The organism is Burkholderia sp. RF2-non_BP3 (assembly GCF_001522185.1).
In the GTDB taxonomy this organism is placed as follows: domain Bacteria; phylum Pseudomonadota; class Gammaproteobacteria; order Burkholderiales; family Burkholderiaceae; genus Burkholderia; species Burkholderia diffusa.
This window is the reverse complement of the sequence record NZ_LOSU01000009.1, coordinates 141,176-164,150: the sequence shown is the minus strand read 5'-3', so window position 1 is coordinate 164,150 and position 22,975 is coordinate 141,176. Positions and strand designations below refer to the sequence as shown.

The 22,975-nt window shown below is 68.9% G+C and carries 20 protein-coding genes; 15 read left to right on the top strand and 5 right to left on the bottom strand.

What is annotated here, in order from left to right:
* The first annotated feature begins 83 nt into the window (after nucleotides 1-83).
* From WS45_RS02885 to WS45_RS02875, 4 genes are all read left to right on the top strand, one after another.
* Nucleotides 84-782, top strand: coding sequence for an MgtC/SapB family protein (locus tag WS45_RS02885; protein ID WP_059528748.1), 699 nt, complete (start codon nucleotides 84-86; stop codon nucleotides 780-782).
* A 104-nt stretch (nucleotides 783-886) separates the two neighbouring features.
* Nucleotides 887-2,251 (top strand): hypothetical protein, encoded by a 1,365-nt coding sequence (locus WS45_RS02880; RefSeq protein WP_059698080.1) that lies wholly within the window; start codon nucleotides 887-889, stop codon nucleotides 2,249-2,251.
* Between the two features lie 174 nt (nucleotides 2,252-2,425).
* A complete protein-coding gene (locus WS45_RS35570; RefSeq protein ID WP_175908567.1) occupies nucleotides 2,426-2,581 on the top strand; it encodes a hypothetical protein in 156 nt (51 codons plus the stop codon).
* 167 nt (nucleotides 2,582-2,748) lie between these two features.
* Entirely contained in the window at nucleotides 2,749-3,228 is a 480-nt protein-coding gene (locus WS45_RS02875) for a GNAT family N-acetyltransferase (RefSeq protein WP_059698078.1), read from the top strand.
* 172 nt (nucleotides 3,229-3,400) lie between these two features.
* On the opposite strand, the gene WS45_RS02870 is transcribed toward WS45_RS02875, so the two are convergent.
* Entirely contained in the window at nucleotides 3,401-6,220 is a 2,820-nt protein-coding gene (locus tag WS45_RS02870; RefSeq protein ID WP_082721819.1) for a heavy metal translocating P-type ATPase, read from the bottom strand.
* Between the two features lie 380 nt (nucleotides 6,221-6,600).
* On the opposite strand from WS45_RS02870, the gene WS45_RS02865 reads away from it, so the two are divergent.
* Both WS45_RS02865 and WS45_RS02860 read left to right on the top strand, forming a co-directional pair.
* Entirely contained in the window at nucleotides 6,601-8,040 is a 1,440-nt protein-coding gene (locus WS45_RS02865) for a DUF1254 domain-containing protein (protein ID WP_059698076.1), read from the top strand.
* A 152-nt stretch (nucleotides 8,041-8,192) separates the two neighbouring features.
* Complete coding sequence (locus tag WS45_RS02860) at nucleotides 8,193-11,993, top strand: DUF748 domain-containing protein (RefSeq protein ID WP_059698074.1); 3,801 nt, start codon at nucleotides 8,193-8,195, stop codon at nucleotides 11,991-11,993.
* 69 nt (nucleotides 11,994-12,062) lie between these two features.
* On the opposite strand, the gene WS45_RS02855 is transcribed toward WS45_RS02860, so the two are convergent.
* Entirely contained in the window at nucleotides 12,063-12,284 is a 222-nt protein-coding gene (locus WS45_RS02855; protein ID WP_059448952.1) for a hypothetical protein, read from the bottom strand.
* Between the two features lie 291 nt (nucleotides 12,285-12,575).
* Between WS45_RS02855 and WS45_RS02850 the strand changes: the two genes are divergently transcribed.
* Complete coding sequence (locus WS45_RS02850) at nucleotides 12,576-14,252, top strand: alkaline phosphatase family protein (RefSeq protein ID WP_059698072.1); 1,677 nt, start codon at nucleotides 12,576-12,578, stop codon at nucleotides 14,250-14,252.
* 62 nt (nucleotides 14,253-14,314) lie between these two features.
* On the opposite strand, the gene WS45_RS02845 is transcribed toward WS45_RS02850, so the two are convergent.
* Nucleotides 14,315-15,211 (bottom strand): LysR substrate-binding domain-containing protein, encoded by an 897-nt coding sequence (locus WS45_RS02845; protein ID WP_059698070.1) that lies wholly within the window; start codon nucleotides 15,209-15,211, stop codon nucleotides 14,315-14,317.
* A 162-nt stretch (nucleotides 15,212-15,373) separates the two neighbouring features.
* Between WS45_RS02845 and WS45_RS02840 the strand changes: the two genes are divergently transcribed.
* From WS45_RS02840 to WS45_RS02805, 8 genes are all read left to right on the top strand, one after another.
* Entirely contained in the window at nucleotides 15,374-16,225 is an 852-nt protein-coding gene (locus tag WS45_RS02840; RefSeq protein WP_059698068.1) for an ABC transporter permease, read from the top strand.
* 7 nt (nucleotides 16,226-16,232) lie between these two features.
* Nucleotides 16,233-17,264: an ABC transporter ATP-binding protein gene (locus WS45_RS02835; protein WP_059698066.1), complete on the top strand. Its 1,032-nt coding sequence runs from the start codon at nucleotides 16,233-16,235 to the stop codon at nucleotides 17,262-17,264.
* A gap of 35 nt (nucleotides 17,265-17,299) precedes the next feature.
* Complete coding sequence (locus WS45_RS02830; protein WP_059698064.1) at nucleotides 17,300-18,388, top strand: extracellular solute-binding protein; 1,089 nt, start codon at nucleotides 17,300-17,302, stop codon at nucleotides 18,386-18,388.
* A 10-nt stretch (nucleotides 18,389-18,398) separates the two neighbouring features.
* On the top strand, nucleotides 18,399-19,229 hold the full coding sequence (locus WS45_RS02825; RefSeq protein ID WP_059698062.1) for an ABC transporter permease: 831 nt from the start codon (nucleotides 18,399-18,401) through the stop codon (nucleotides 19,227-19,229).
* A gap of 70 nt (nucleotides 19,230-19,299) precedes the next feature.
* On the top strand, nucleotides 19,300-19,755 hold the full coding sequence (locus tag WS45_RS02820; RefSeq protein ID WP_156437022.1) for a TIGR00725 family protein: 456 nt from the start codon (nucleotides 19,300-19,302) through the stop codon (nucleotides 19,753-19,755).
* 77 nt (nucleotides 19,756-19,832) lie between these two features.
* Nucleotides 19,833-20,027: a YqaE/Pmp3 family membrane protein gene (locus WS45_RS02815; protein ID WP_059528716.1), complete on the top strand. Its 195-nt coding sequence runs from the start codon at nucleotides 19,833-19,835 to the stop codon at nucleotides 20,025-20,027.
* 120 nt (nucleotides 20,028-20,147) lie between these two features.
* Nucleotides 20,148-21,464 (top strand): type II toxin-antitoxin system HipA family toxin, encoded by a 1,317-nt coding sequence (locus WS45_RS02810; RefSeq protein WP_059698060.1) that lies wholly within the window; start codon nucleotides 20,148-20,150, stop codon nucleotides 21,462-21,464.
* Between the two features lie 14 nt (nucleotides 21,465-21,478).
* Nucleotides 21,479-21,766, top strand: a complete 288-nt coding sequence (locus WS45_RS02805) for a helix-turn-helix domain-containing protein (RefSeq protein WP_044848495.1) — start codon at nucleotides 21,479-21,481, stop codon at nucleotides 21,764-21,766.
* 20 nt (nucleotides 21,767-21,786) lie between these two features.
* On the opposite strand, the gene WS45_RS02800 is transcribed toward WS45_RS02805, so the two are convergent.
* Nucleotides 21,787-21,966 (bottom strand): hypothetical protein, encoded by a 180-nt coding sequence (locus WS45_RS02800; RefSeq protein WP_059598950.1) that lies wholly within the window; start codon nucleotides 21,964-21,966, stop codon nucleotides 21,787-21,789.
* Nucleotides 21,938-22,945 (bottom strand): cytochrome d ubiquinol oxidase subunit II, encoded by a 1,008-nt coding sequence (cydB, locus tag WS45_RS02795; RefSeq protein ID WP_059698058.1) that lies wholly within the window; start codon nucleotides 22,943-22,945, stop codon nucleotides 21,938-21,940. The genes WS45_RS02800 and cydB overlap by 29 nt, the downstream gene beginning before the upstream one ends.
* Nucleotides 22,946-22,975: the final 30 nt, after the last annotated feature.

The window sequence follows — 22,975 nt, the reverse complement described above, 5'->3', positions numbered from 1 at the left end:
AATTGAGTCGGCGCGGAGCGGCGCGGCCGGGGCCAAGGATAAACCATTCCGCGCGGCAGTCTTCAAAACGGGAGAGAAATCGGATGCTCGGCAACCTGGAACTCGTGATGCGCCTGGTCCTCGCGGCGGCGCTCGGCAGTGTCATCGGCTTCGAGCGGGAGCGCCTGTCGTGGGCGGCCGGCCTGCGCACGCACATGCTGGTCTGTGTCGGCTCGACGCTCATCATGATCGTGTCGGCGTTCGGTTTCGCCGATGTGCTGGGCAGCAGCGACCACATCGTGCTCGATCCGTCGCGGATCGCCGCGCAGGTGGTCTCGGGCATCGGTTTCCTCGGCGCGGGCTCGATCCTGCTGCGCGGCGAGATCGTGCGCGGGCTGACGACGGCCGCGAGCCTCTGGTCGGTCGCCGCGATCGGCCTCGCGGTGGGCGGCGGACTGTACGTCGCGTCGATTTCCGCGACGATCATCATCCTGATCATCCTGGCCGGCATCAAGCCGCTCGAGCGGCGCTACTTCACGGTGCGGCAGCGGCGTCAGCTCGCGCTGACGGTGGTGGGCGGCGCGTTGACGTTCGATTCGCTGCACGCGGCCCTCGGCCCCGACAGCGCGCGCGTGAAGCAATTCATCGTGCAGCGCGCCGACGACACGGGCGAGCACGACGAGGTGCGCATCGCGCTCGGGCGCGTGTCGGATCTCGAATACCGCGCGATCTGCGACAAGCTGCGCGGGCTGTCGTGCGTGACGCGATTCGAGGAAGGCGGCGGGTTGTCGGGCGACGAATAGACGGCATCCGATCGGCCGGATCGGCGATCGGTCATGCGACAATGGCCGGTCACTGATTCCGTTCGACATCCGGTTCCGCGTTCGCGGACCTGTAATCCGACTCCATGACCGAATCCGTTTCCCTGCCTCGCTCCCGTTCCCGCTCCGACCGCTCGTCGGCCCGTTCGCGTCCGCGTTCCGTCGCGGCCGCGGCAGACACCGCCGCCAGGGCGACCGCGCGGTCCGGCAACGCGACGGGCGGCGATGCGCCGCGGGACGAACGCACGCTCGACCTGTTCGGCGATCCGGTGCTCGAGCCGGCTGCGCGTGGGCCGGTGGGCTCGCGCGATGACGGGGTGGTGGATGCCGACACGGCGGCCGCCGTCGCGGACAGCGATGACGGCGGTCGGCAGGCGACGCTGGATGGATTCGGCACGCCGGGCGCCGACGGCGGGGCCGTCGCGAAAACGACGGCGTCTGCGTCGACGCGTGAAAGCGGCGACGTGGCCGATGCCGATGCAACGAAGCCCGGCGAGGCGCGGCTGCCCGATGGTGTCGCCGCGACTGCAGCGGGCGAGCCGGCAACCGACGGCAGCCAGGTGAAGACCGGCGGCGTGGCGGAAGCAGACGACGCGGCCGGGACGCACGCCGATCGTTCGACGGCGAATGCCGGAGCGGCGGAAGGTGCGGTCGACGCAGTCATCGGCGACGGACCCGTGAAAGCGGGCGGTGAGCCCGAAGGCGCCGCCGTGCCGGCCACACGCGACGAAGCAGTGCGAACACCTGGCGAGACCACGAAGGGGCGTCGCGCATCCTCCGGCGGCAAGCGCCGCGCGGCCGCTGGCGCACGCGAAGCGGCAGCGGCGCGTGGCGCGCCGGAAGTGGCTGCGGTCGATGCGGCGTCGGAAGCGACCCCGGCGCAGCACCTGGCGCCATCCACTGAACGGTCGGCGACCGCCGAACCGGCCGAGCCCGCAGTTGCCGCGCGTGCCCATGACGCCGCGCAAGCAGCCGCGGCGCCGGCCGCGCCGTTCGCGCAGCCTGTTGCGTCCGCGGCGTCGTTCGTGACGAAGCCGTCGGCGGAACGTGCGCAACCGGCCACGTCGAGCGCGTCGGCCTTCGACCCCGACACGCAACTGCGCCCGCTGTCGGACCGGCTCGCCGCGCTGCAGGCCGAGACGGCCGGCATGAAGCAGGCGGCCGATCGCGAGATGCGTCGCGTCAACCGGCTGCTGCTGGCGCTGGCGATCGTCGTGTTCGCGGGGCTCGTCGCGCTGGTGTTGCAAACGCGGCAAATCGCGCACCTGAAGCAGGAAGTCGACGCCCGGCAGCAGCGGATCGACCGGCTGGCTGCCGACCTGTCGACGCAGCAGGCAACGCTGATGACGCTCGCGGAACACCACGAAGCGATGCTGTCGCAGGTCGACCGGCTGCAGCGCAATGCGAACCGCGAGGCGGCGGCCGCGAAGCGCGTGCGTCGAACGCGCTAAATCGTCCGACCCTACCTGCAAACGCCGGCGTGACAAGGCGCCTCGGGGCGTGCCGTCGATGGCGGTGGCGCGGGTGCGGCAAACTGATGCGGTGAGCTGGCAGAGTTCAGGGAAAACCCTTAGAATGGCATCTATCTAAGGGAAAACCCTAGAATCATCTGTCAGGAGTCTCACATGAGCTTCATTCTTGCCCTGCTGCAAAAGATCGACGACCTGTTCGTCTCCCCGCACCTGCCGCTCGACGCGGAATATTCGTACGCTGCACGTCACGCCGAAGCCGAGCGCGTGCGTCGTGCGAACCGCGTTCCGACCGTCCTGTACCGTCGCTGATTCGCTGATTCGCTGATTCGCTGATTCGCTGATTCGCTGATTCGCTGATTCGCTGATTCGGCGCGGCGCTCGCCGCCTCTGCCTGCCCGTTTTCCGCCGCCGCATCGCGCGCCGGTGCGACCGTCCCGCTACACTGGAAGTCCGACTTCCCTCGCGACACCCGGGCCATGCTGCAGATGCGGCCGATGACGGCCGGTGAATTCCACGCATACCGCACGCGCGCCATCGACGGCTACGCGCGCGATCTCGTGTCATCCGGGCAGAACGCCACCGACGACGCGCAGACCCGCGCCCGCGCCTGCTTCGATACGCTGCTTCCCGATGGCCTGCTCACTTCCGGCCAGACGCTCGTCCAACTGATCGACACCGCCAGCGGCGACACGGTCGGCGACCTCTGGTACGCGATCGTGCCCGAAGGGCCGAACCGTACGCTGTTCATCTACGATCTCGACATCGTCCCGACCCGGCGCCGCCAGGGCTGGGCCACGCGCGCGCTCGATGCACTCGAGGCCGAGGCGCGCCGTCATGGCGTCACCGAAATCGGGCTGTCGGTGTTCAATCACAACACGGCGGCCCGTGCGCTGTATCGGGCGTGCGGCTTCGTGCCGATCACGACGACGCTGATCAAGCCGGTCGTCCAGGGCTGAGGCCCGCACGCGCGCGCGTCGGTGACGCGCGTTGCCGTTTTTTCCGGCCGCCTTCCAATGATCTGTCCCGACGCAGCGCATGCAATTTGCGCCCCGCCGGACGGCAAGCGATTCCCGATACGACAAGCGCCGGGCCGTCCGTCGAACGGCCCGGCGCTTGTCGCGGCCCGCATCAGCGTGCGCGGCCTTTCCATCTCCTCAGCAGCAGCGCGTTCGTCACGACACTGACGCTGGAGAACGCCATCGCCGCGCCCGCGATCACCGGATTCAGCCAGCCGAGCGCCGCGAGCGGCACGCCGATCAGGTTGTAGACGAACGCCCAGAACAGGTTCTGCTGGATCTTCCGATACGTCCGCTTCGAGATGTCGATCGCATCGGCGACGAGCGCCGGGTCGCCGCGCATCAGCGTGATGCCGGCCGTATGCATCGCGACGTCGGTGCCGGTCGCCATCGCGATGCCGACGTCGGCCGCGGCGAGCGCGGGCGCGTCGTTGATCCCGTCGCCGACCATCGCGACGATTCCGCCGTGCGTGCGTTTCAGTTCGGCCACCACGCGTGCCTTGTCGTCGGGCAGCACCTGCGCATGCACTTCGCCGATCCCGAGCGTCGCCGCGACGGCCGCTGCGCTGCCGCGGTTGTCGCCCGTGACGAGCACGCTCGCGACGCCACGCGCCGACAGTGCCGCGATCGCGTCGCGCGCGCCCGGCTTCACGGTGTCGCCGAACGCGAGCAGCGCGAGCAGCGCGCGCGGCGCGTCGGCACGCATCAGCCACGAGATCGTGTTGCCCGCGCGCTCGAGTTCCGCGGCACGCGCGTCGAGTTCCGGCGGCACGACGATGCCGAGTTCGTCGCGCCAGCGGGTGCTGCCGAGTGCGAGAAGCTCCCCGCCGACGCGCGCCTCGACGCCGCGTCCGGCCACCGCGCGCGCGTCGGCCGCGACGATCTCGGCCGAACCCGCGCCGCCGCGGGCCACGACGTCCGCATCGTGCGCGGCGACCACGGCGCGCGCGAGCGGGTGGTCGCTTTGCCGCTGGACCGCGGCCGCGAGAGCGAGCGCTTGCTCACGTGGGATGCCGACGGCGTCGAATGCCGTCACGGACGGTTTGCCTTCGGTCAGCGTGCCGGTCTTGTCGAACGCGATCACCGTGCTGCGCTGCGCGAGTTCGAGCGCCAGGGCGTCCTTGATCAGCACGCCGTGGCGGGCCGCGACGCCGGTGCCTGCCATGATCGCGGCGGGCGTCGCGAGGCCGAGCGCGCACGGGCACGCGATGACGAGCACCGCGACCGCGTTGAGGATCGCCGTTTCGATGCCGGCGCCGGCGATCAGCCAGCCGGCCAGCGTCAGCACGGCGATGCCGAGGATCGCCGGCACGAACACTTCGCTGACGCGATCGACGAGCCGCTGGATCGGCGCCTTTTCCGCCTGCGCGGATTCGACGAGGCGGATGATGCGCGCGAGCGTCGTCTCCGCGCCGATCGCGGTGGTTTCGACGACGAGCGCGCCTTCGCCGTTGATCGAGCCGGCCGTGACCGGATCGCCGTCTTCCTTCGGCACCGGCAGGCTTTCGCCGGTGATCAGCGATTCGTCGACGTGCGAGCGGCCCGACGCGATCCGGCCGTCGACGGGCACACGCTCGCCCGGACGGATGCTGACGGTCGTGCCGATGCGGACCTGCGCCAGCGGCACGTCGCGTTCGACGCCGTGCTCGACGACGCGCGCGCGATCGGGGCGCAGCGCGTTCAGCGCGCGGATCGCCTCGGTCGTCTGGCGTTTCGCGCGCGCTTCGAGCCATTTGCCGAAGCGCACCAGCGTGATGATGACGGCCGATGCCTCGAAATACAGATGGCCGGGGTGCGCGGGGTCGCGCAGCAGCATCCACAGGCTCAGGCCGTACGCGGCCGACGTGCCGAGCGCGACGAGCAGGTCCATGTTGCCAGTGCGTGCCTTCACCGCATGCCAGGCGGCGCGGTAGAAGCGTGCGCCGAAGCCGAACTGGACGACCGACGCGAGCACGAGCTGCAGCCAGCCGGGCAGCATCGCGTCGATGCCGAACGGCGCGACGAGCATCGGCACGATGAGCGGCACGCTCAGCACGGCCGAGCCGATCACGAGATTGCGTTCGCGGATCGCTTCGCGGCGCTTGCGGGCGTCGGGGGCTTGCGCGGGTTCGGCGGCGCGGGCTTCGGCGTCGGCCGAGGCGTCCGCGTCCGGCGCAACGGCGAGCGACGCCCGATAACCGGCCGTCGTGACCGCCGCGATCAGCGTGGCGGCGTCGAGCGCGCCGGCGCCATGCACCGACGCGCGTTCGGTCGCGAAATTGACCGATGCGCGCGTGACGCCAGGCACGGCGGCCAGCGCCTTTTCGACGCGGCCGACGCAGGATGCGCACGTCATGCCGCCGATGTCGAATTCGAGATCGCGGGAAGCGGCCGGAGGCGGCGCGGCGACCGGTGTCGCGCCGTAGCCGGCTTGCCGCACGGCTTCGGCCAGTTGCGACGCGGAAACGTCCGGTGCCGCGTCGACGGTCGCGCGCTCGGTGGCGAGGTTGACGGATGCGCGCGCGACGCCGGGCACCTTCGCCAGCGCCTTTTCGACGCGCGACACGCACGACGCGCAGGTCATGCCGTCGATGTCGAGTTCGATGCCGGCGGCGGGCGCGGGCAGTGCGCTTGCCGGCGCTGCGGGCCGGGCGGTCGCGTGCATCGCGTGCTCGACGTGCTCGACGTGCGCGGACGCAACGGCTTCGACCGCCGCTTCGCGCACGGCGGCGCGATAGCCGGCGGCGTCGACCGCGGCGACGAGCTGCGCGGGCTCGACCGTGTCCTGCGCGCTCACCGTCGCCGCATGCGCGTCGAGATCGACCGCCGCCTCGACGACGCCCGGCACGGCGGCCAGCGCACGCTGCACGCGGCCCGTGCAGCCGCCGCAATGCATGCCGTCGATGGACAGTTCGATCGTTTGCATGTCGGCGGAGGCGAGTGGTTCAGTCATGTCGGATTCCCCAAAAGCGCGGTTCGTGCCGCGAATGACGCCAGTATCAACATTCCCATGATGGGAAGGTCAAGGGGTGGCGATGCAATACGGCGTCGTGCCGACGGCCGGCCCATTCCCGCCCGACCTGCCGCCCCGCGCAGGCGGGGGGCGGTTCCCGACAAGGGCCGGATCAATGGAACTCCGGGCCGACGACGGCCCCGCTACCGCTGCGCCCGATATTCGGCATATTGGGGGATGCCCTTAGGCGCTATGATACCGGCCTGACATCAGCGCCCGCCGAGCGAAGCGGCGACCGGGCATGCTGGGGTGCCTTGCTTTCGCCGATCGTGAGTCGAACAAGGCGTTGACTGACAAGAACGATATTCGGCCAGTACTCAATGATTGAAAACCTACGAGAATCAATTTCTCTGCGGCGCGCGGCAGGCGCGTCGCTGGCTCTGGCGGCGCTGCTGGCAGGATGCGCGTCGCAACCGGACGCGATCCAGCGGAAAACCGGCTGGATGCGTGCCGAAGTGGCCGACTCCTATGTATACGCGTATCCGCTCGTGCTGATGGACGTCGCGAAGGAAGCCGCGACGGGCGGCGACAGCGCGCAGCCGGGCCAGGCGCCGCTCAACACGCTGCGCCACGCGCAGGCGCTGCCGCCCGTCGGCGCGCTCAACCCGCCGCTGCCGGGCGTCGACACGCTCGACTCGACCGGCTGGCTCGACGTCGGTGCCGAGCCGGTGATCGTCACGCTGCCGGATACCCGCGGCCGCTACTGGGATGCCCGCGCGCTCGACATGTGGACGAACGTGCTGTGGTCGTCGTCGAGCGTGGCGGCGCGTGGCGCTCGCGGCGCCGCGCGATCGCAAACGATTGCCTTCGCCGCGAAGGACTGGCAGGGCACGCTGCCGAAGGGCGCATTGCGTATCGACGTGCCGTCGGCCAACGCGTGGCTCGAGGTGCGGCTGCAGACGAGCGGCGGGCGCGACCTCACGAACGTGAAGAAACTGCAGCGGGCGATCCGCGTGGTGCCGCTGTCCGTCTATACGGGCAGCACGCGTGGCGCGTCGGTCGCGGTCCATGCGGGCAGCGCGCCGTTGGAAGCGGCGAGCGGCGGCACGCCGGCCGAGCAGGTGGCCGCGCTCGATCCGAAGGCGTTCTTCACGCGCTTCGCGCGGGCGCTGCAGGACAATCCGGCACCGGCCGACGACGCGCACGCGAACGAATTGCTCGGCGACATCGGCGTGACAGCCGGCTACCCGGTGCTGTGGACGGGTGACCGCCTGAACGCCGCGACGGCCGGCGTCGCCGAGGCGCGTGCGCGGCTCGCGACACCGCCGTCGAACCTGCTGAACGCGAACGGCTGGAGCTGGATCGGCGACACGGCCGGCAAGTACGGTCAGGACTATGCGCTGCGCGCATACGCGGCCTACACGCAGTTCGGCACCGCGACGCGCGACGACGAGACGCTCGCGCTCGTGCGCGTCGATAGCGACGGCCACACGCTGAATGGCGCGAACCGCTACGTGCTGCACTTCGCGCCGGGCGCGCTGCCGCCGGTGCGCGGGTTCTGGACACTCACGCCGTACGCGACGAACGGCGCGCTGCCCGACGTCGGCTCGGCGCGCCGCTCGCTTGGCGACCGCGACCGCTTGCGCCGCAATCACGACGGCTCGATCGACGTGGTCGTGTCGGCGTCGCCGGGCGGCACGCACGCGGCCAACTGGCTGCCGGCGCCGCGCGCCGACTTCGCGCTCGCGCTGCGACTCTACGCACCGAAGCCGCAGGCGAGCGACGGCTCGTGGATGCCGCCCGTCGTCGTCCGAAAGTGAACCGACGGGCGCCGCCGCTGTCCGACCCGCGGGCGCGGCGGCCTCGCCCGAGCGTCGTTCCGTCACCACCTGAGCCTATACTTTCGGGATAGCGTGCGCGGCCGTGCCGGTTTTCCGGCGCGGCCCGGCATCCATTCCCGAGGCATCCAAGCATGTCAAGCGCAGACAAAGAAACCGTACCCTCGACCTTCCAAGCCCTCGGCAGCGTTGCACGCTCGCGCCGGACCCGACGTATCGGCCTCGGCGTGCTGATCTTCCTCGTTTTATTCGGACTGCTCGGATTCTTCGCGGCGCCGCCGCTGATCCGCCACATCGCCGAACAGCAACTGAGCCAGCAACTCGGCCGGCCGTCCACCGTCCAGCGCATCGCGCTGAACCCGTACACGCTGAACCTCGAAGCCGAGGGCGTGCACGTCGGCGAGCGCGGCGGCCAGGGCGACTTCATCGACATCGGCAAGCTCGTCGTGCGGCCGTCGTGGTCGTCGCTGTTCCGCGGCGCGCCGATCGTCAACGAAGTGCGCGTCGACTCGCCGCGCTTCCATATCGTTCGCTACGACGCGCAACGCTTCAACTTCACCGACCTGGTCGAGAAGTTCTCGACGCCGTCCAAACCCGAAAGCAAGCCGACCCATTTCTCGGTGTCGAACATTCAGGTCAACGACGGGCGGATCGATTTCGACGACCGCCTGCTGAACGAAAAGCACGTGGTCGACAACTGGACGCTCGGCATTCCGTTCATCGCGACGCTGCCGTCGAAGACCGACATCTTCGTGCAGCCGAAGCTGCGCGCGCGATTCGACGGCAGCCCGATCGCGATCGACGGCAAAACGAAGCCGTTCGCGCTGTCGCGCGAGTCGGAAGTCGCGCTGAAGTTCGACCGGCTCGACGTGCCGAAGCTGATTTCCTACGCGCCGGCGAAGCTGCCGGTGATCGTCACCAGCGGCCTGCTCAGCAGCGACCTCACGCTGAACTTCGTGATGAGCGGCGCCACGCCGTCGCTGCGCGTGTCGGGCACCGTGGATCTCAACGACGCGAAGGTGACAGACCGCGCGTCCGCACCGCTGTTCGCCGCGCGCGGCGTGCACGTCGCGGCCGCCGGCCTCGAGCCGCTGCGCAACGTGCTGCATTTCGACGAGATCCGGCTCGACCAGCCGGTCGTCGACCTGGCGCGCGACAAGCAGGGCGTGCTGAACGTCGAGAAGCTCGCCGGCACGCCGGCCGCCGCGCCGAAGACAGACACGGGCAAGCCTGCCGCGTCGGGCGCCGCCGCATCGACCGCCGCCGCCAACGCCGCGAGCGGCGCGAAGGCCGAAGCCGCCGCGAAGGAAGCGCCGCCGCTCGACCTGACGATCCGTCATTTCGCGATCGACGGCGGCACGATCAACGTCGACGACCGCGTGCCCGCGACGCCGACCGCGCTGTCGCTGACGAAGCTCGCCGCGACGCTCGACGGCTTCACGCTGCAGGGCAAGACGCCCGCGAAATACACGCTGTCGACGTCGCTGTCGCGCGGCGGTGACGTGAAGGCCGAAGGCGCGTTCAGCCTGGCCGCGAAGCAGGCCGACACGAAGCTGACGGTCGACGCGCTCGCGTTGCCGGCGCTGCAGCCGTATCTCGGCGAGGCGACCCGCGCGCGCGTGCTCGACGGCACGCTCGGCGCGAGCGTCAACGCGAAGGCCGACTGGGGCAAGACGCCGCTCGACGCGCAGGTCGCCGACAGCACGGTGAGCCTGAAGTCGCTGAAGCTCGCGACGCCGGACGCGAAGGCGCCCGCGATCGTGCTGCCCGACGCGAGCGCGAAGATCGCGAAGGTCGACGTCGCCGCGCGCACCGCGGAAATCGCGAGCGTCGATGCGACCGGGCTCGCGCTCGACGTGAAGCGCCTGAAGGACGGCAAGATCGACCTGGCGGCGCTGGCCGAACCCGCGCAGGCGGCGGTGCCCAAGCGCACGGTCGCGCGCAAGGCCGAGGCGGCCGCGCCGTCGTGGCATTACCGGATCGACGCGCTGAACGTGAAGGAGTCGTCCGCGAACTTCACGGACCTGTCGACGCCGCGTCCGGTGAAGCTCGCGATCAAGCCGCTCGACCTGTCGGTGCAGAAGATCAGCGACGACATGACGAAGCCGCTGCCGGTGCAGCTGAAGGCGACGCTGAACCGCAAGGGCTCGGTGAACGTGTCGGGCGACGTGACTGCGCAGCCGCTGAAGCTCGGCCTGAAGATCAACGGCAACCGCCTCGACGCGGCCGCGTTCGAGCCGTACTTCGGCAGCGCGCTGAACGCGACCATCGCGAGCGCGCTGCTCAACGCGCAGGGCAACCTGACGTTCGCGCAGGTGAAGGACACGCCGCGCGCGACCTATCGCGGCGATGTCGCGCTGGTCGACGTGCGGATGCTCGACAAGGCGACGTCCGACCCGTTCGCGGGCTGGCGCTCGCTCGCGCTGTCGAACCTGAAGGTGAACTACGACGAGAAGGGCACCGACGTCGACGCCGCGCGCGTGACGTTCTCGAACTTCTACGGCCGCGTGCTGCTCGATGCGCAGGGGCGGCTGAACCTGAAGGACGTCGTCGCGAAGGAGACGGGCCCCGCGCAATCGCTCACGCGTGACGCGAGCAAGGGCGAACCCGTGCCGCTGTCGCCGGGCGTGACGCCGCCGGCCGCCGCGCAGGCCGCATCGGCCGCGGCCGTGCAGCAGGCGTCCGCGCCGGCCGCCGCATCGGCGACGGTCGTCGTGAAGGCCGCGCCGCCGCCGCAGAATCCGGTGCGCATGCATTTCGGCCAGCTCGTGCTGCAGAACGGCCGCGTGACCTACACCGACAACTTCATCAAGCCGAACTACACGGCGAACCTGGTCGCGATCAAGGGGACGGTCGGCGCGTTCGGCACGGACTCGACGACGTCCGCGCCGGTCGACGTCGCCGCGAACCTCGCGGGCAACGGGCCGATCTCGATCAAGGGCTCGGTGAACCCGCTGATCGACAAGCCGGCGCTGGACCTCACGGCGACCGCGCACGACATCGAGCTGACCAACCTGACGCCGTATTCGGCGAAGTACGCCGGCTATCCGATCACGAAGGGCAAGCTCAACGTCGACCTGCACTACCAGCTCGCGAACGATCAGCTGCAGGCGAACAACCACATCTTCATCGACCAGCTCACGTTCGGCGATCACGTCGAGAACGACACGGCGACGAAGCTGCCCGTGAAGCTCGCGATCTCGCTCCTGAAGAACACGCGCGGCGAGATCGACGTGAACCTGCCGGTGTCGGGCTCGCTGTCGAATCCGGAGTTCAGCGTCGGCGGGCTGATCTGGCGCGCGGTGCTGAACCTGATCGCGAAGGCCGTCACGTCGCCGTTCACGCTGCTCGCGAACGCGTTCGGCGGCAGCGGCGGCGAGGATCTCGGCTACGTCGAGTTCGCGCCGGGCACGTATGCGCTGACCGACGCGCAGCAGAAGAAGCTCGACACCGTCGTGAAGATGCTGACCGAAAAGCCGTCGATCCGGCTGGACCTGATCGGCCGCGTCGATCCGGCGAAGGACACGCCGGGGCTGCGCGACGCGTACGTCGAGCGCCTGGTGCGTCAGCAGAAGCTGAAGGACGTGGTCGGCCAGGGCGAGAGCATCGATCCGATGTCGGTGAAGGTCGAACCGGCCGAGTACAGCAAGTACCTGACGCGTGCGTACAAGGCCGCCGACTTCAAGAAGCCGCGCAACCTGATCGGCTTGCAGAAGACGCTGCCCGATGCGGACATGAAGCAGGCGCTCGCCGATCACGCGCCGGCCGACGACAATGCGCTGCGCGCGCTCGCGCAGCGGCGCGCAGAGGCCGTGCGCCAATACCTCGACGGCAAGATCGATTCGAGCCGCATGTTCGTCGTGGCGCCGAAGCTCGATGCGAAGGGCATCGAGGACAAGGGCGCGACGACGCGCGTCGACTTCGGCCTGCAGTAGGCCGCGTCACGCCATCATCCGCCACCGCCGCGCCCGACCGGCAATCGGGCGCGGCGGCGCGCCTTCCTGTCAGCGCTCGGCGATCGCCGGTTCGCGCTTGTCCAGTTCCTTCCTCGCGGCCAGCGGCAGGCGGGCGTCGTCCCACTGCGTCAGCCACTCGACTTCCTTCGCGGTGAACACCTGTCCGTAGTTGCGCAGCGCGTACTGCAGCGCGTCGACGACGTGATGGCGAATGATTTCGGGGGTACGTGCATCGTCCAGCACGAACCGGAGAGCTTCCAGGGTCGACATAGTCGTGCTCCGGGTCAGGGAAAACCCTTTATCACACGCCAATAGTCATGCGCCAAGCACGAAAAAAAATCGCGCGGCGGGCGATGGCGCGCACCATGCACCGGCCCGGTGCGCACGTCGCGGCGTGCGCCTGGGGCACCCTGCATTGCGACGGCGTCGTGTCATTTGCGATTGGTTACGTTTGACAGAAAACAGAAAGCCCCGCTTCATCGGAGCGCCGCACGATCCGGCCATATTTTGCGCGCCTGTTGGCAGGTCACGCAGTTCAACGTCAATCGATGAGGTGGGGTGATGATGTCTTTCCTTGGTAAGCAGCGGAAGGTGGCGGCGATGGTGGCGGGCGCGCTGGCGCTCGCAAGCGCGGGCGTTTATGCCGCGCAGCAGGACGGCAACGGTCAGGGCGACGCCGCCGGCCACGGCCGGCGCGTCGTGAAGCACGTGCTGCTGATCAGCGTCGACGGCCTGCACGAGCAGGACCTCGCGCGCTGCATCGGCGCGAACACGTGTCCGAACATCGCGGTGCTCGCGCAAACCGGCGTCACGTACACGAACGCCTATACGCCGGGCCTGTCGGATTCGTTCCCGGGCCTCGCGGCGCTCGTGACGGGCGGCTCGCCGAAGACGGCCGGCCTGTTCTACGACGTGTCGTACGACCGCAATCTGTATGCGCCGAGCGACACGACCTGCTCGGGCAAGCAGGGCTGGAACGTCGTGTTCGACGAGACGACCGGCATCGACGCCATCAACGGCGGCGCGCTCGTGCACCTCGACGGCGGCGGCGCGTTCAATCCGCAGGCGATCCCGCATGCGAAGGTCAATGGCCAGTGCGTGCCGGTCTATCCGCACAACTACGTGAAGACCAACACGGTGTTCGAGGCCGTCAAGGCCGGCGTGCCGAACGCATACACCGCATGGGCCGACAAGCACGCGTGGGGCTACGACTGGCTGAACGGCCCGTCGGGCACCGGCGTCGACGATCTGATGCGCACCGAGATCAACTCGATCGACCCGGCGACGAACACCGCCTACACCGACGTCTATTCGCACACCGCGCGCTTCGACAACCTGCACGTGCAGGCGCTGGTCAACCAGATCGACGGCCGCGACTCGACCGGCACGAAGAACGCGCCGGTGCCGACGCTGTTCGGCGCCAACTTCCAGACGCTCAGCGTCGCGCAGAAGGCGCCGGTCGCGAAGGGCGGCGGCTATCTCGACGCGAACTTCACGCCGAACGGCCAGGTCGCGAACGCGATCACGTACGTCGACAACTCGATCGGCCGCATCGTCAACGAGTTGAAGCAGCGCAACCTGTACACGTCGACGGCGGTGATCGTCACGGCGAAGCACGGCCAGTCGCCGACCGATCACACGAAGCTCGTGAAGAACGGCGACACGCTGACGAAACTGCTCGAAGCGAACAACTATCTCGACCCGAACGGCAACTTCGGCCAGAACAACACGACGACGGGCAACCTGAACGACGGTTCGGGCCTGGTCGGCACGGGCTTCGTGCAGACCGACGACGTCGGCCTGATCTGGCTGCGCGACCGCAGCCAGCGCACGGCCGTGGTGCAGACGCTGAAGGCGAACCTCGGCTGCAACGCGCCGGGGATCTGCGCCGACGGCTCGCAGGCATACATCCTGTACGGCGCGGCGCTGGCCGACCGGTTCGGCGATCCGGCGAACGGCCGCACGCCGGACATCGTCGTCCAGCCGAATCCGGGCGTGATCTACACGTCGAGCACGAAGAAGGACGAGGAGCACGGCGGCAACGCGCCGGACGACAGCCACCTCGGCCTGCTCGTGTCGTATCCGGGCCTCCACCGCGCGCGCACCGTGAGCGATCTCGTCGGCACGAAGCAGGTCGCGCCGACGATCCTCGGGCTGCTCGGCGCCGAACCGAAGCTGCTGCACGCGGTCGTGGCCGAGAACACGCACGTGCTGCCGGGGCTCGGTATCGACCACTGACGCAACGTGACGGACGGCACGGCGACGTGCCGTCCAGGCGTGCCCGGCCCTGTCGGGCACGCTCATCGGTCCGCGCATTCGTCGAGCATCCATTCCCTGAAGCGCCGCAACGCGGCGCTCGTCTCGAGGCGCTCCGGCGCGTAGCACAGGTAGTGTCCCTGCGCGTCGACGTCGACGGGCGCGTCGAACGGTTCGACGAGCGCGCCGCTCGCGAGCGTGTCGACGATCAGGAAGCGCGGCACGAGCGCGAGCCCGAGCCCGGCTTGCGCGGCCTGGATCAGCACCGAATACTGTTCGAAGCGCGGCCCCGCGAGCGCGTTCATCCGGGCGACGCGATGGCGCTCCGCCCAGAGCGACCACGCGATTTCTGCCTGCTCGTGCACGAGCCGCGGCGCGGCGGCCGTGTCGGCGGGCGTGCGCAGCGCATGCCGCGCCGCGAATTCGCCGGAACAGACCGGCACGAACGTGCGGCCATCCAGGTAATCGCACCGGACGCCTTCCCATGCGCCGTCGCCATAGCGGATCGCCGCGTCGAGTCCGAACGGAAACATGTCGCCGTGCGCGAGATGGCGGCGAAAACTCAGCGTGACCGCCGGCGCGACGGCCAGAAAGCGGGCGAGACGCGGCACCAGCCACTTCGTCGTGAAGGTCGGCACGCTGGCGATCGTCAGCAGGTCGCTGTCCTCGCGCGCGCTCAGCAATTCGATCGATGCGTTGCCGATCTCGCGCAGCGGGCCGATCACGCGCGCGTGATAAACCTGCCCGGCCCGCGTGAGCGCGAGATTGCGCCCCTCGCGCACGAACAGCTTCACGCCGAACAGCGCCTCGAGATTCGCGATCTGCCGGCTGACCGCGCTCGGCGTCAGGCCGAGCTCGCGCGCCGCATACGAGAAGTTCAGGTACTTCACGGAACTCGCGAACGCGTGCAGCTCCGCGACGTTGGGAAACAGGTGCTTCACGACGAACTATTCCTTGCGCGCACAGATCGATGCGGGCGTTGTACGTTTTTTTCATGACGATGCCATGTCGGATCCGCACACTGCGTCCGTCACGACAACGCGTGCCGGCCCGGCCCGGCGGGCGTTGCGTGACCCGTTCCGTGTCCGTCAGCGAGATTCGCCATGCATTCGCCATCCGCTCCGGCTCTTGCCGAAGCTATTCCGATTCGTCGTAACAAACGGCCGCGCGCGATGGCGGGACGCCTGCTGCTGCGGGCGTTCGTCGCGGCGTTCGGGCTGTATCTCGCGCTGCCGATCGTGCTGCTGCTGATCGGCTCGGTCGGCCAGTCGTGGACGAACACGCTGCTGCCGACCGGCATCACGTCGCACTGGTTCGTCGATCTGGCCGCGAATCGCAGCTTCACCCGCGCATTCGGCACGAGCCTCGCGGTCGCGCTCGCCTGCTGCGCGATCAATGCCGTGCTGGCGCTGCCGCTCGCGTATGCGCTGCATCACCGCGCACTGGCCGGCCGCGGCTTCGCGGCGCGCATCGTGATGCTGATGCCGATCGCGGTGCCGGCGCTGACGCTCGGGTTCGGCTACATCGCGATCTTCAGCGGCGATGCGCTGCCGTGGCTCGGCACGCTGCCGCTGATGATCGCCGCGCACGCCGTGCTGACGCTGCCGTACCTGTTGCAGACGCTGCTGAGCGACCTGCGGCACCTGGGCCTCGCGCATCTCGAGGCATGTGCGGCGACGCTCGGCGCGACGCCGCTGCGCCAGTTCGTCACGATCGTGCTGCCGAACCTGCGGCACAGCCTGTTCTCCGGCCTCGTGATGGTCGCCGCGCTGTCGATCGGCGAATTCCAGATCTCGAACCTCATCGCCGGCTTCCGTTACCGCAACTATCCGATCGTGCTGCTGCAGGCGTTCTACGGCGCGTCCGGGATGGCCTGCGCGGCGACCGTCGTGCTGCTCGTCCTCGCCGTGCTCGCGACGCTCGCCTCCGTCTTCACCGTGCAACGCCTGAAGTGAAACCGTCATGAGTCTCGATTTCGAAAACGTCAGCTTCCAGTATCCGGGCGCCCGTCACGGCGTCGACGCGGTCACGCTGTCCGCGGCCCAGGGCGAACTGCTCGCCGTGATGGGCCGCAGCGGCTCCGGCAAATCGACGCTGCTGCGCCTCGCCGCCGGCCTGCTCGACGGCTACCGCGGCCGTATCGCGATCGGCGGCCGCGACATGGCCGGCGTGCCGGTGTGGCAACGCGAGGTCGGGATGGTGTTTCAGCACTACGCGCTGTTTCCGAACCTGTCGGTCGTCGACAACGTCGCCTATGGCCTGAAGATGCGCGGCATGGCCGCGGCGCCACGCCGCCGCCGCGCGCTCGAGATGCTCGAACGTGTCGGCCTCGCCGCGCAGGCCGGGCGCGGCACGGCGCTGCTGTCCGGGGGGCAGCAGCAGCGCGTCGCGCTGGCCCGCGCGCTCGTGATCGAACCGAAGCTGCTGCTGCTCGACGAGCCGCTCGCGGCGCTCGACGCCGGCATTCGCCACCAGCTGCGCGACGAGATCCGCGCGCTGCAGCGCGCATGCGGCGCGACGACGCTGCTCGTCACGCACGACCAGGACGAAGCGCTCAGCATGGCCGACCGCGTGGCGATCGTCGACGGCGGACGCATGCTGCAGGCCGGCACCCCGCGCGACCTGTACGAGCGTCCGGCGACCGCGCAGGTCGCGCGTTTCGTCGGCCATTCGACGCTGCTGCGCGGCCGTGTGCTCGCACATGGCGCGGTCGACGTGCGGTTCACGACGCTGTGCGCGGATACGGGTGCGCACCGGCCGGGCGACCCGGTCGAGGTGCTGATCCGTCCGGAACACCTGCAGCCCGATCCCCCCGCGTACGTCGCGAACCGCATCGATGGCCGGGTTGGCGAGGTGCGCTACTTCGGCGCGACACAGCGCTTCGATTTCGTGCCGGCCGGCGCGACCGACGCACTGCTCGGCGAAGGGCGCGAACTGCCCGCGCGCTGCGTGTCGATCGAGCCGCGCCATTTGCTCGTGCTGCCCGCCGCGTGAGCGCGGGCGACCTATTCATTCAACGGAGAATCACGATGTCCGCACGCCGCCACTTTCTTCATGCGACGCGCCGCCGCCTGCTGGCGCTCTGCGCGTTCGCGACCCTCGCGCCGGCGCTGGCCCATGCCGCGCCGCTGTATCCGGGCGAGGATGCGCTGTACGAGAAGGCCGCCGACGAAGGGCTCGTCGTGTCGTTCGACACGGGCCCGGAGTGGGCGAACTGGAAGTCGCTGTTCGCCGAATTCCGCAAGCGTTACCCGAAGGTCGAGATCACGTACAACGACATCGGATCGGCGGCCACGGTCGTCGCGCTCGACAAGTCGCGACGTCGCCCGCAGGCCGACACGGCCTACTACTTCGCGGCGTCGGCGCTCGATGCGACAGCCAAGGACGTCGTCGCGCCGTTCAAGCCGGTCAATTTCGACAAGCTGCCCGCGGTGTTTCGCGCGGCCGACGGCCGCTGGTTCGCGGTGCACTCGCTGAACATCGCGTTGCTCGTCAACAAGAAGCTCGTGAAGAACGTGCCGCAGCGCTGGTCCGACCTGCTGAAACCCGAATATCGCAATGCGGTCGTCTATCTCGACCCGCGCTCGACCGGGCAGGGGCAGGTCGCCGTGTTCGCCGCCGCGTATGCGAACGGCGGCAGCGTCGACAACCCGAAGCCGGGCGCGGAGTTCTTCGGCAAGCTGAAGCAGGCGGGCAACGTGCTGCGCGTCGAGGGGACGACGCCGTACGCGAAATTCGTCAAGGGCGAGATTCCGATCCTGATCGGCTACGAAAACGACGGGCTCAAGGCCAAGTACACGGACGGCATGGGCGATGCGGCCGAAGTCGTGATTCCGCAGGACGGCAGCGTATCGGCGCCGTATGCGATGAGTCTCGTGAAGAACGGACCGAATCCGGCCGCCGCGCAGTTGTGGCTCAACCTCGTGATGAGCGACGTCGGGCAGGGGCTGTTCGCGCAGGGCTACGTGCGCCCGGCCGTGCCTGGCACGCCGGTCGCGCAGGACGTCGCGGCGAAGCTGCCGAACGCGCCGCAGGTGCGTCCGCTCGACGTCGCGAAGGCCGCGACGCACAAGGCCGAAGTCGACCAGCTCTGGTCGCAGGCCACGCTCGGCAAGTAAGGGGCGCGCGATGCGGGTTTCGTCCATGCGGGATGGCGTGCTGCGCCGCTACGGCGCGGCGCCGGCGGCCGCGCTGTTCGCGGTGTGCTTCGTGCTGCCGCTCGGCGCGCTCGTCGGCGCCGCGTTCGACGGCGGCGGCCGCGCGTTCGCCGCGGTGTTCGGCGATCCGCTCGTCGCCGACGCGATCGTGCGTTCGCTGGCGCTCGCGATCGGCGCCGGCACGCTGTCCGTCGCCGTCGGCGTGCCGGTCGCGTTCGTGCTGGCCGGGCAGTCGCCGGCGCGGCGCCGCTGGTCGCTGGCGCTGCTCGGCGTGCCGCTCGCCTTCTCCGGCCTCGTGATCGCGTACGGCTTCATCCTCGTGTTCGGCCGCGCCGGTTTCGTCACGATGCTGCTGGCGTCGCTCGGCGCGGACCCGACCGTGGTCGGCGGCGCGATCTACTCGATGCCGGGGCTCGCGTTCGCCTATGCGTATTACCTGATCCCGCGCGTCGCGCTGATGCTTTACCCGGCGCTCGCGAATCTCGACCGGCGGCCGCTCGAGGCGGCGCTGACGCTCGGCGCGCGGCCGTGGCGCGCGTGGTTCGACGTCGCGTGGCGCGAGTTGTGGCCGTCGATCGCGTCCGCGTGGTGCCTCGTGGGTGCGATCGCGCTCGGCACGTACGGCACGGCGCTTGCGCTGGCCGGCACGCAGGTCAACATCCTGCCGCTGCTGATGTATCTGAAGCTGTCCGACGGACAGACCGATTTCTCGCAGGCCGCCGTGCTGTCGATCGTGCTGACGGCGCTTTGCACCTGCGTTCTTGCACTGGGGGAAGGACTTGCACGGCAACGACGTCATTGAATGGTCGAACGACACGCGCGACGCGCTGGCGCAACTCGCGCAGCGACAGCGCGGCGCGCAACGGCATCGGATGCCGGTCGGCGTGATCGGGCCGCGCGACGCGACGCACGCGCAGCTCGCCGTCGCCGAGCGGATCGCGCACGGGATCGCGGCGACGGGCCTCGCGATCGTCGGCGGCGGCAAGCAGGGCGTGATGGAGGCCGCTGCGCGCGGTGCGCGGGCCGCGGGCGGATGCGCGATCGGGCTGCTGCCCGAGGATGACGCGCGGGACGCGAATCCGTATCTGACCGTCGCGCTGCCGACCGGGCTCGGCATCACGCGCAATGCGTTGATCGCGCGCGCGTCCGTGTGCCTGATCGCGGTCGGCGGCGGGCTCGGCACGCTGTCGGAAATCGCGCTGGGGCTGCAATGGGGCAAGCCGGTGTTCGGGATCTGCGACGCGCCGCAGGTGGCGGGCGTCGAGCGTTTCGACGAAGCAGACCCGCTCGTCGCGCGTGTTGCGCGATGGCTGTCCGCCTCGGCGTAGCGCGACTTGAAATGGGGGGCATGACGCGCCATATTGGCCGCGTACGTTGTTCGTCAACGATGTGAAAAGGAAATCCGATGCGTCTGCTGCTTGCCCTCTTGCTGCCGTGGTTCCAGTTCTTCACGATCGGCCGCCCGATCGCCGGCGTCATCTGCCTGATCCTGCAGCTCACGATCATCGGCTGGCTGCCGGCCGCGATCTGGTCGGTGTATGCGCTGAGCCAGTACAAGACCGATCGCAAGATCGAGGCGGCGCTGCGCGAGCGGGGGTAGGCGACGGGCGTTTCCCTTCGACCGCTGCTTCTGGCGTTCAAGGGCTCACTTCCTATTTCGGTAGAAATTTATATAATTCAGCTACGATGAGCGACATGATTTATATAGATTTCTGCTGAAATGAGCGCCTCTTGCACGATCCAGCTTCACGCCGACGGTATTTGGCACGACATCGGCGTCGTCACCCTTTTCGGCGAGCCTGACCAGGGCTGGCGCAGTCGCGCCTATACGGGTTACGACGTCGAATGGGTCGTCCGGCATCAATTCGCCCGCGATGCGCACGCGATGGCGTGCGGCTTTCCGGTCGATCTCGAGCCCCTGATGACGCCCCACTGGCCGATTTTCCTGATCGATTTGTTGCCGCAAGGCTTCGGCCGTCAGGAACTGTTGCGTCGCCTCGATCTGCCGGAAACGGCGGAGGAACGTGCCGACTGGCCGTTGCTGCTCGCGGGGGCAGGCAACTCGATCGGCAATCTGCGCGTCAAGGAAGCCGCGCAGTGGCTTGCCGAGCGCCAGGGGCCGCGACAAGGTTTTACTGACGACGACGTTGCCGCGCGCGGAGACGCGTTCAGCGAATATCTCGCCGAACACGGATTCTTTGTCGCGGGCTCCTCGGGGGTGCAGGGCGAGTGGCCGAAACTCCTGCTGACCCGTGCCGACGATGGCCTGCTCTATCTCGATCACACGCTGCCGGACGCGCACGCGGCCGAGCACTATATCGTCAAGTTCGGACGCGGCGCGAACGAGCGTCTGGCACAGATCCTTCGTCACGAAGCGCCCTACATGGCATTGGCTCAGCGGCTTGGGTTGCGCGTGCATGCGCCGCTGACGCTGCGCGATCGGTCGCTATTCATCCCGCGGTTCGACCGCGCGTGCGTCGATGGCCGCGTCGTCAGGTTCGCTCAGGAAAGCATTGCGTCACTGACCGGCAAAGCCGGCTTCGGCGTCGTGCCGAGTCACGACGAGGTGTGCGGGCATCTCGTGCGCCGATGCACCGACCCTCAAACCGAGGTGGCCGAGTATCTGTGCCGCGACGTCGCGAATCTTGCGTTGGGCAACAAGGACAATCATGCACGGAACACCGCATTGCAACGCGACTTCGATGGACGCGTCGCGTTGACGCCGCTTTACGACTTCGCGCCGATGCATCTGCATCTCGACGGCATTGCACGGCGCATCCGCTGGGAAGGCAACGACGGGGGGCGGCCGGACTGGGCGCGGGTACTCGATGCGGTCGTTCGGGCGAGCGAGCCGCAGGCGGGGGAGGCGCATGCCGCGCTCGATCGCGACGCATTGCGGGCACGGCTGCAGGCAATGGCACCGCGCTTGGCGGAGATCGCCGATCAGGGCGTCGATCTCGGCCTGGAGCACGATGTGCATGCTTTCCTGAAACCGGGCATCGAGCGGCTCGCCCGCGAACTGGATGCACTGCGCTAGACGGAGGCGACACGATGGACAAACGCTATAACGCGATGTCGCTTCCCGATCAGCTCGCGTTGCGTCGGCAAGCGATCGAGGACGTTCTCGCGCATCCCGAGTGGTCGCTGCGCGAATCCGTGCGTCATCTGAAGCAGACGATGCGGCTGACGAGCGCAGAGATGGCGAAGCTCGCCGGCGTGTCGACGAAGACAATCCAGGATATCGAGCAGGGCCGCAGCGACGGGACGGTACAAACGATGAACCGCATATTCGGCATGCTCGGACTGAAGCTCGGCGTCGTGCGGCGGGCGCCGCAATGACGTACGCGGCGGCCGGGACGTTACTTCACCGCGAACAGCGTCAGGTTCATGAAGATCTTGAACGCATAGCCGAGCGTGACGGCGCCGAGCACGCCGCCCGCCCACAGCACGACGAACCACATCCAGCCGCGCATCCGCGGCCGCGGCGCGTCGGGCTGGCGAGCGGCGGAATCAGTGGTGGTAGTAATGCTGGTCTTCATGGCGCACCTTGCCTCGGAATACCCAGTAACCCATCGTCGTGTAGGCGATGATGATCGGGAGGATAACCGCTGCGCCGACGAGCGTGAAGGTCTGGCTCGAACGCGGTGCCGCGGCTTCCCAGATCGTCATCGTCTGCGGAATCGCATACGGGAACATCGTGACGAGCAGGCCGACGTAGCCGAGCAGCACGAGCGCCAGCGCGAGCACGAACGGCGTCATGTCGTGCCGGTCGCGCACCGCGCGACGCATCCACACCGCGCACCCGGCGACCAGGAACGGCACCGGCAGCAGGCGCCAGAACAGCCCCGAATCGAACCAGCGCTGCGCGATGGCCGGGTCCTGCAGCGGCGTCCACAGGCTGACGACCGCGATGAAGCCGAGCAGCACGACCGTCAGCGGCCACACGACGCGATGGAGGCGCCGCTGCAGGTCGCCTTCCGTCTTCGCGACGAGCCAGCAGCAGCCGAGCAGCGCATAGGTCACGAGCAGGCCGAGGCCGGTCAGCAGGCTGAACGGCGTGAGCCAGTCGAACGCGCCGCCCGCGAACACGTCGTCCTTCACGTCGATGCCCTGCAGGAACGCGCCGAGCGCGATCCCCTGGAACAGCGTCGCGCCGGCCGAGCCGCCGATGAACGCGAGGTCCCACAGCTGCTTCGTGCGCCGCGCCTTCGCGCGGATCTCGAACGACACGCCGCGGAAGATCAGGCACACCAGCATGAAGATCAGCGGCAGGTACAGCGCCGACAGCACCGTCGAATAGACGATCGGGAACACCGCGAACAGCCCGGCGCCGCCGAGTACGAGCCACGTCTCGTTGCCGTCCCACACGGGCGCGACGGTGTTCATCATCAGGTCGCGTTCCTTCTCGTCCGGGAAGAACGGGAAGACGATGCCGATGCCGAGGTCGAAGCCGTCGAGCACGACGTACATGAAGAGCCCCAATGCGATGATCGCGGCCCAGATTACGGTGACGTCCATAGGTTTTCTCGTTTGCGAATATGAAGGGGC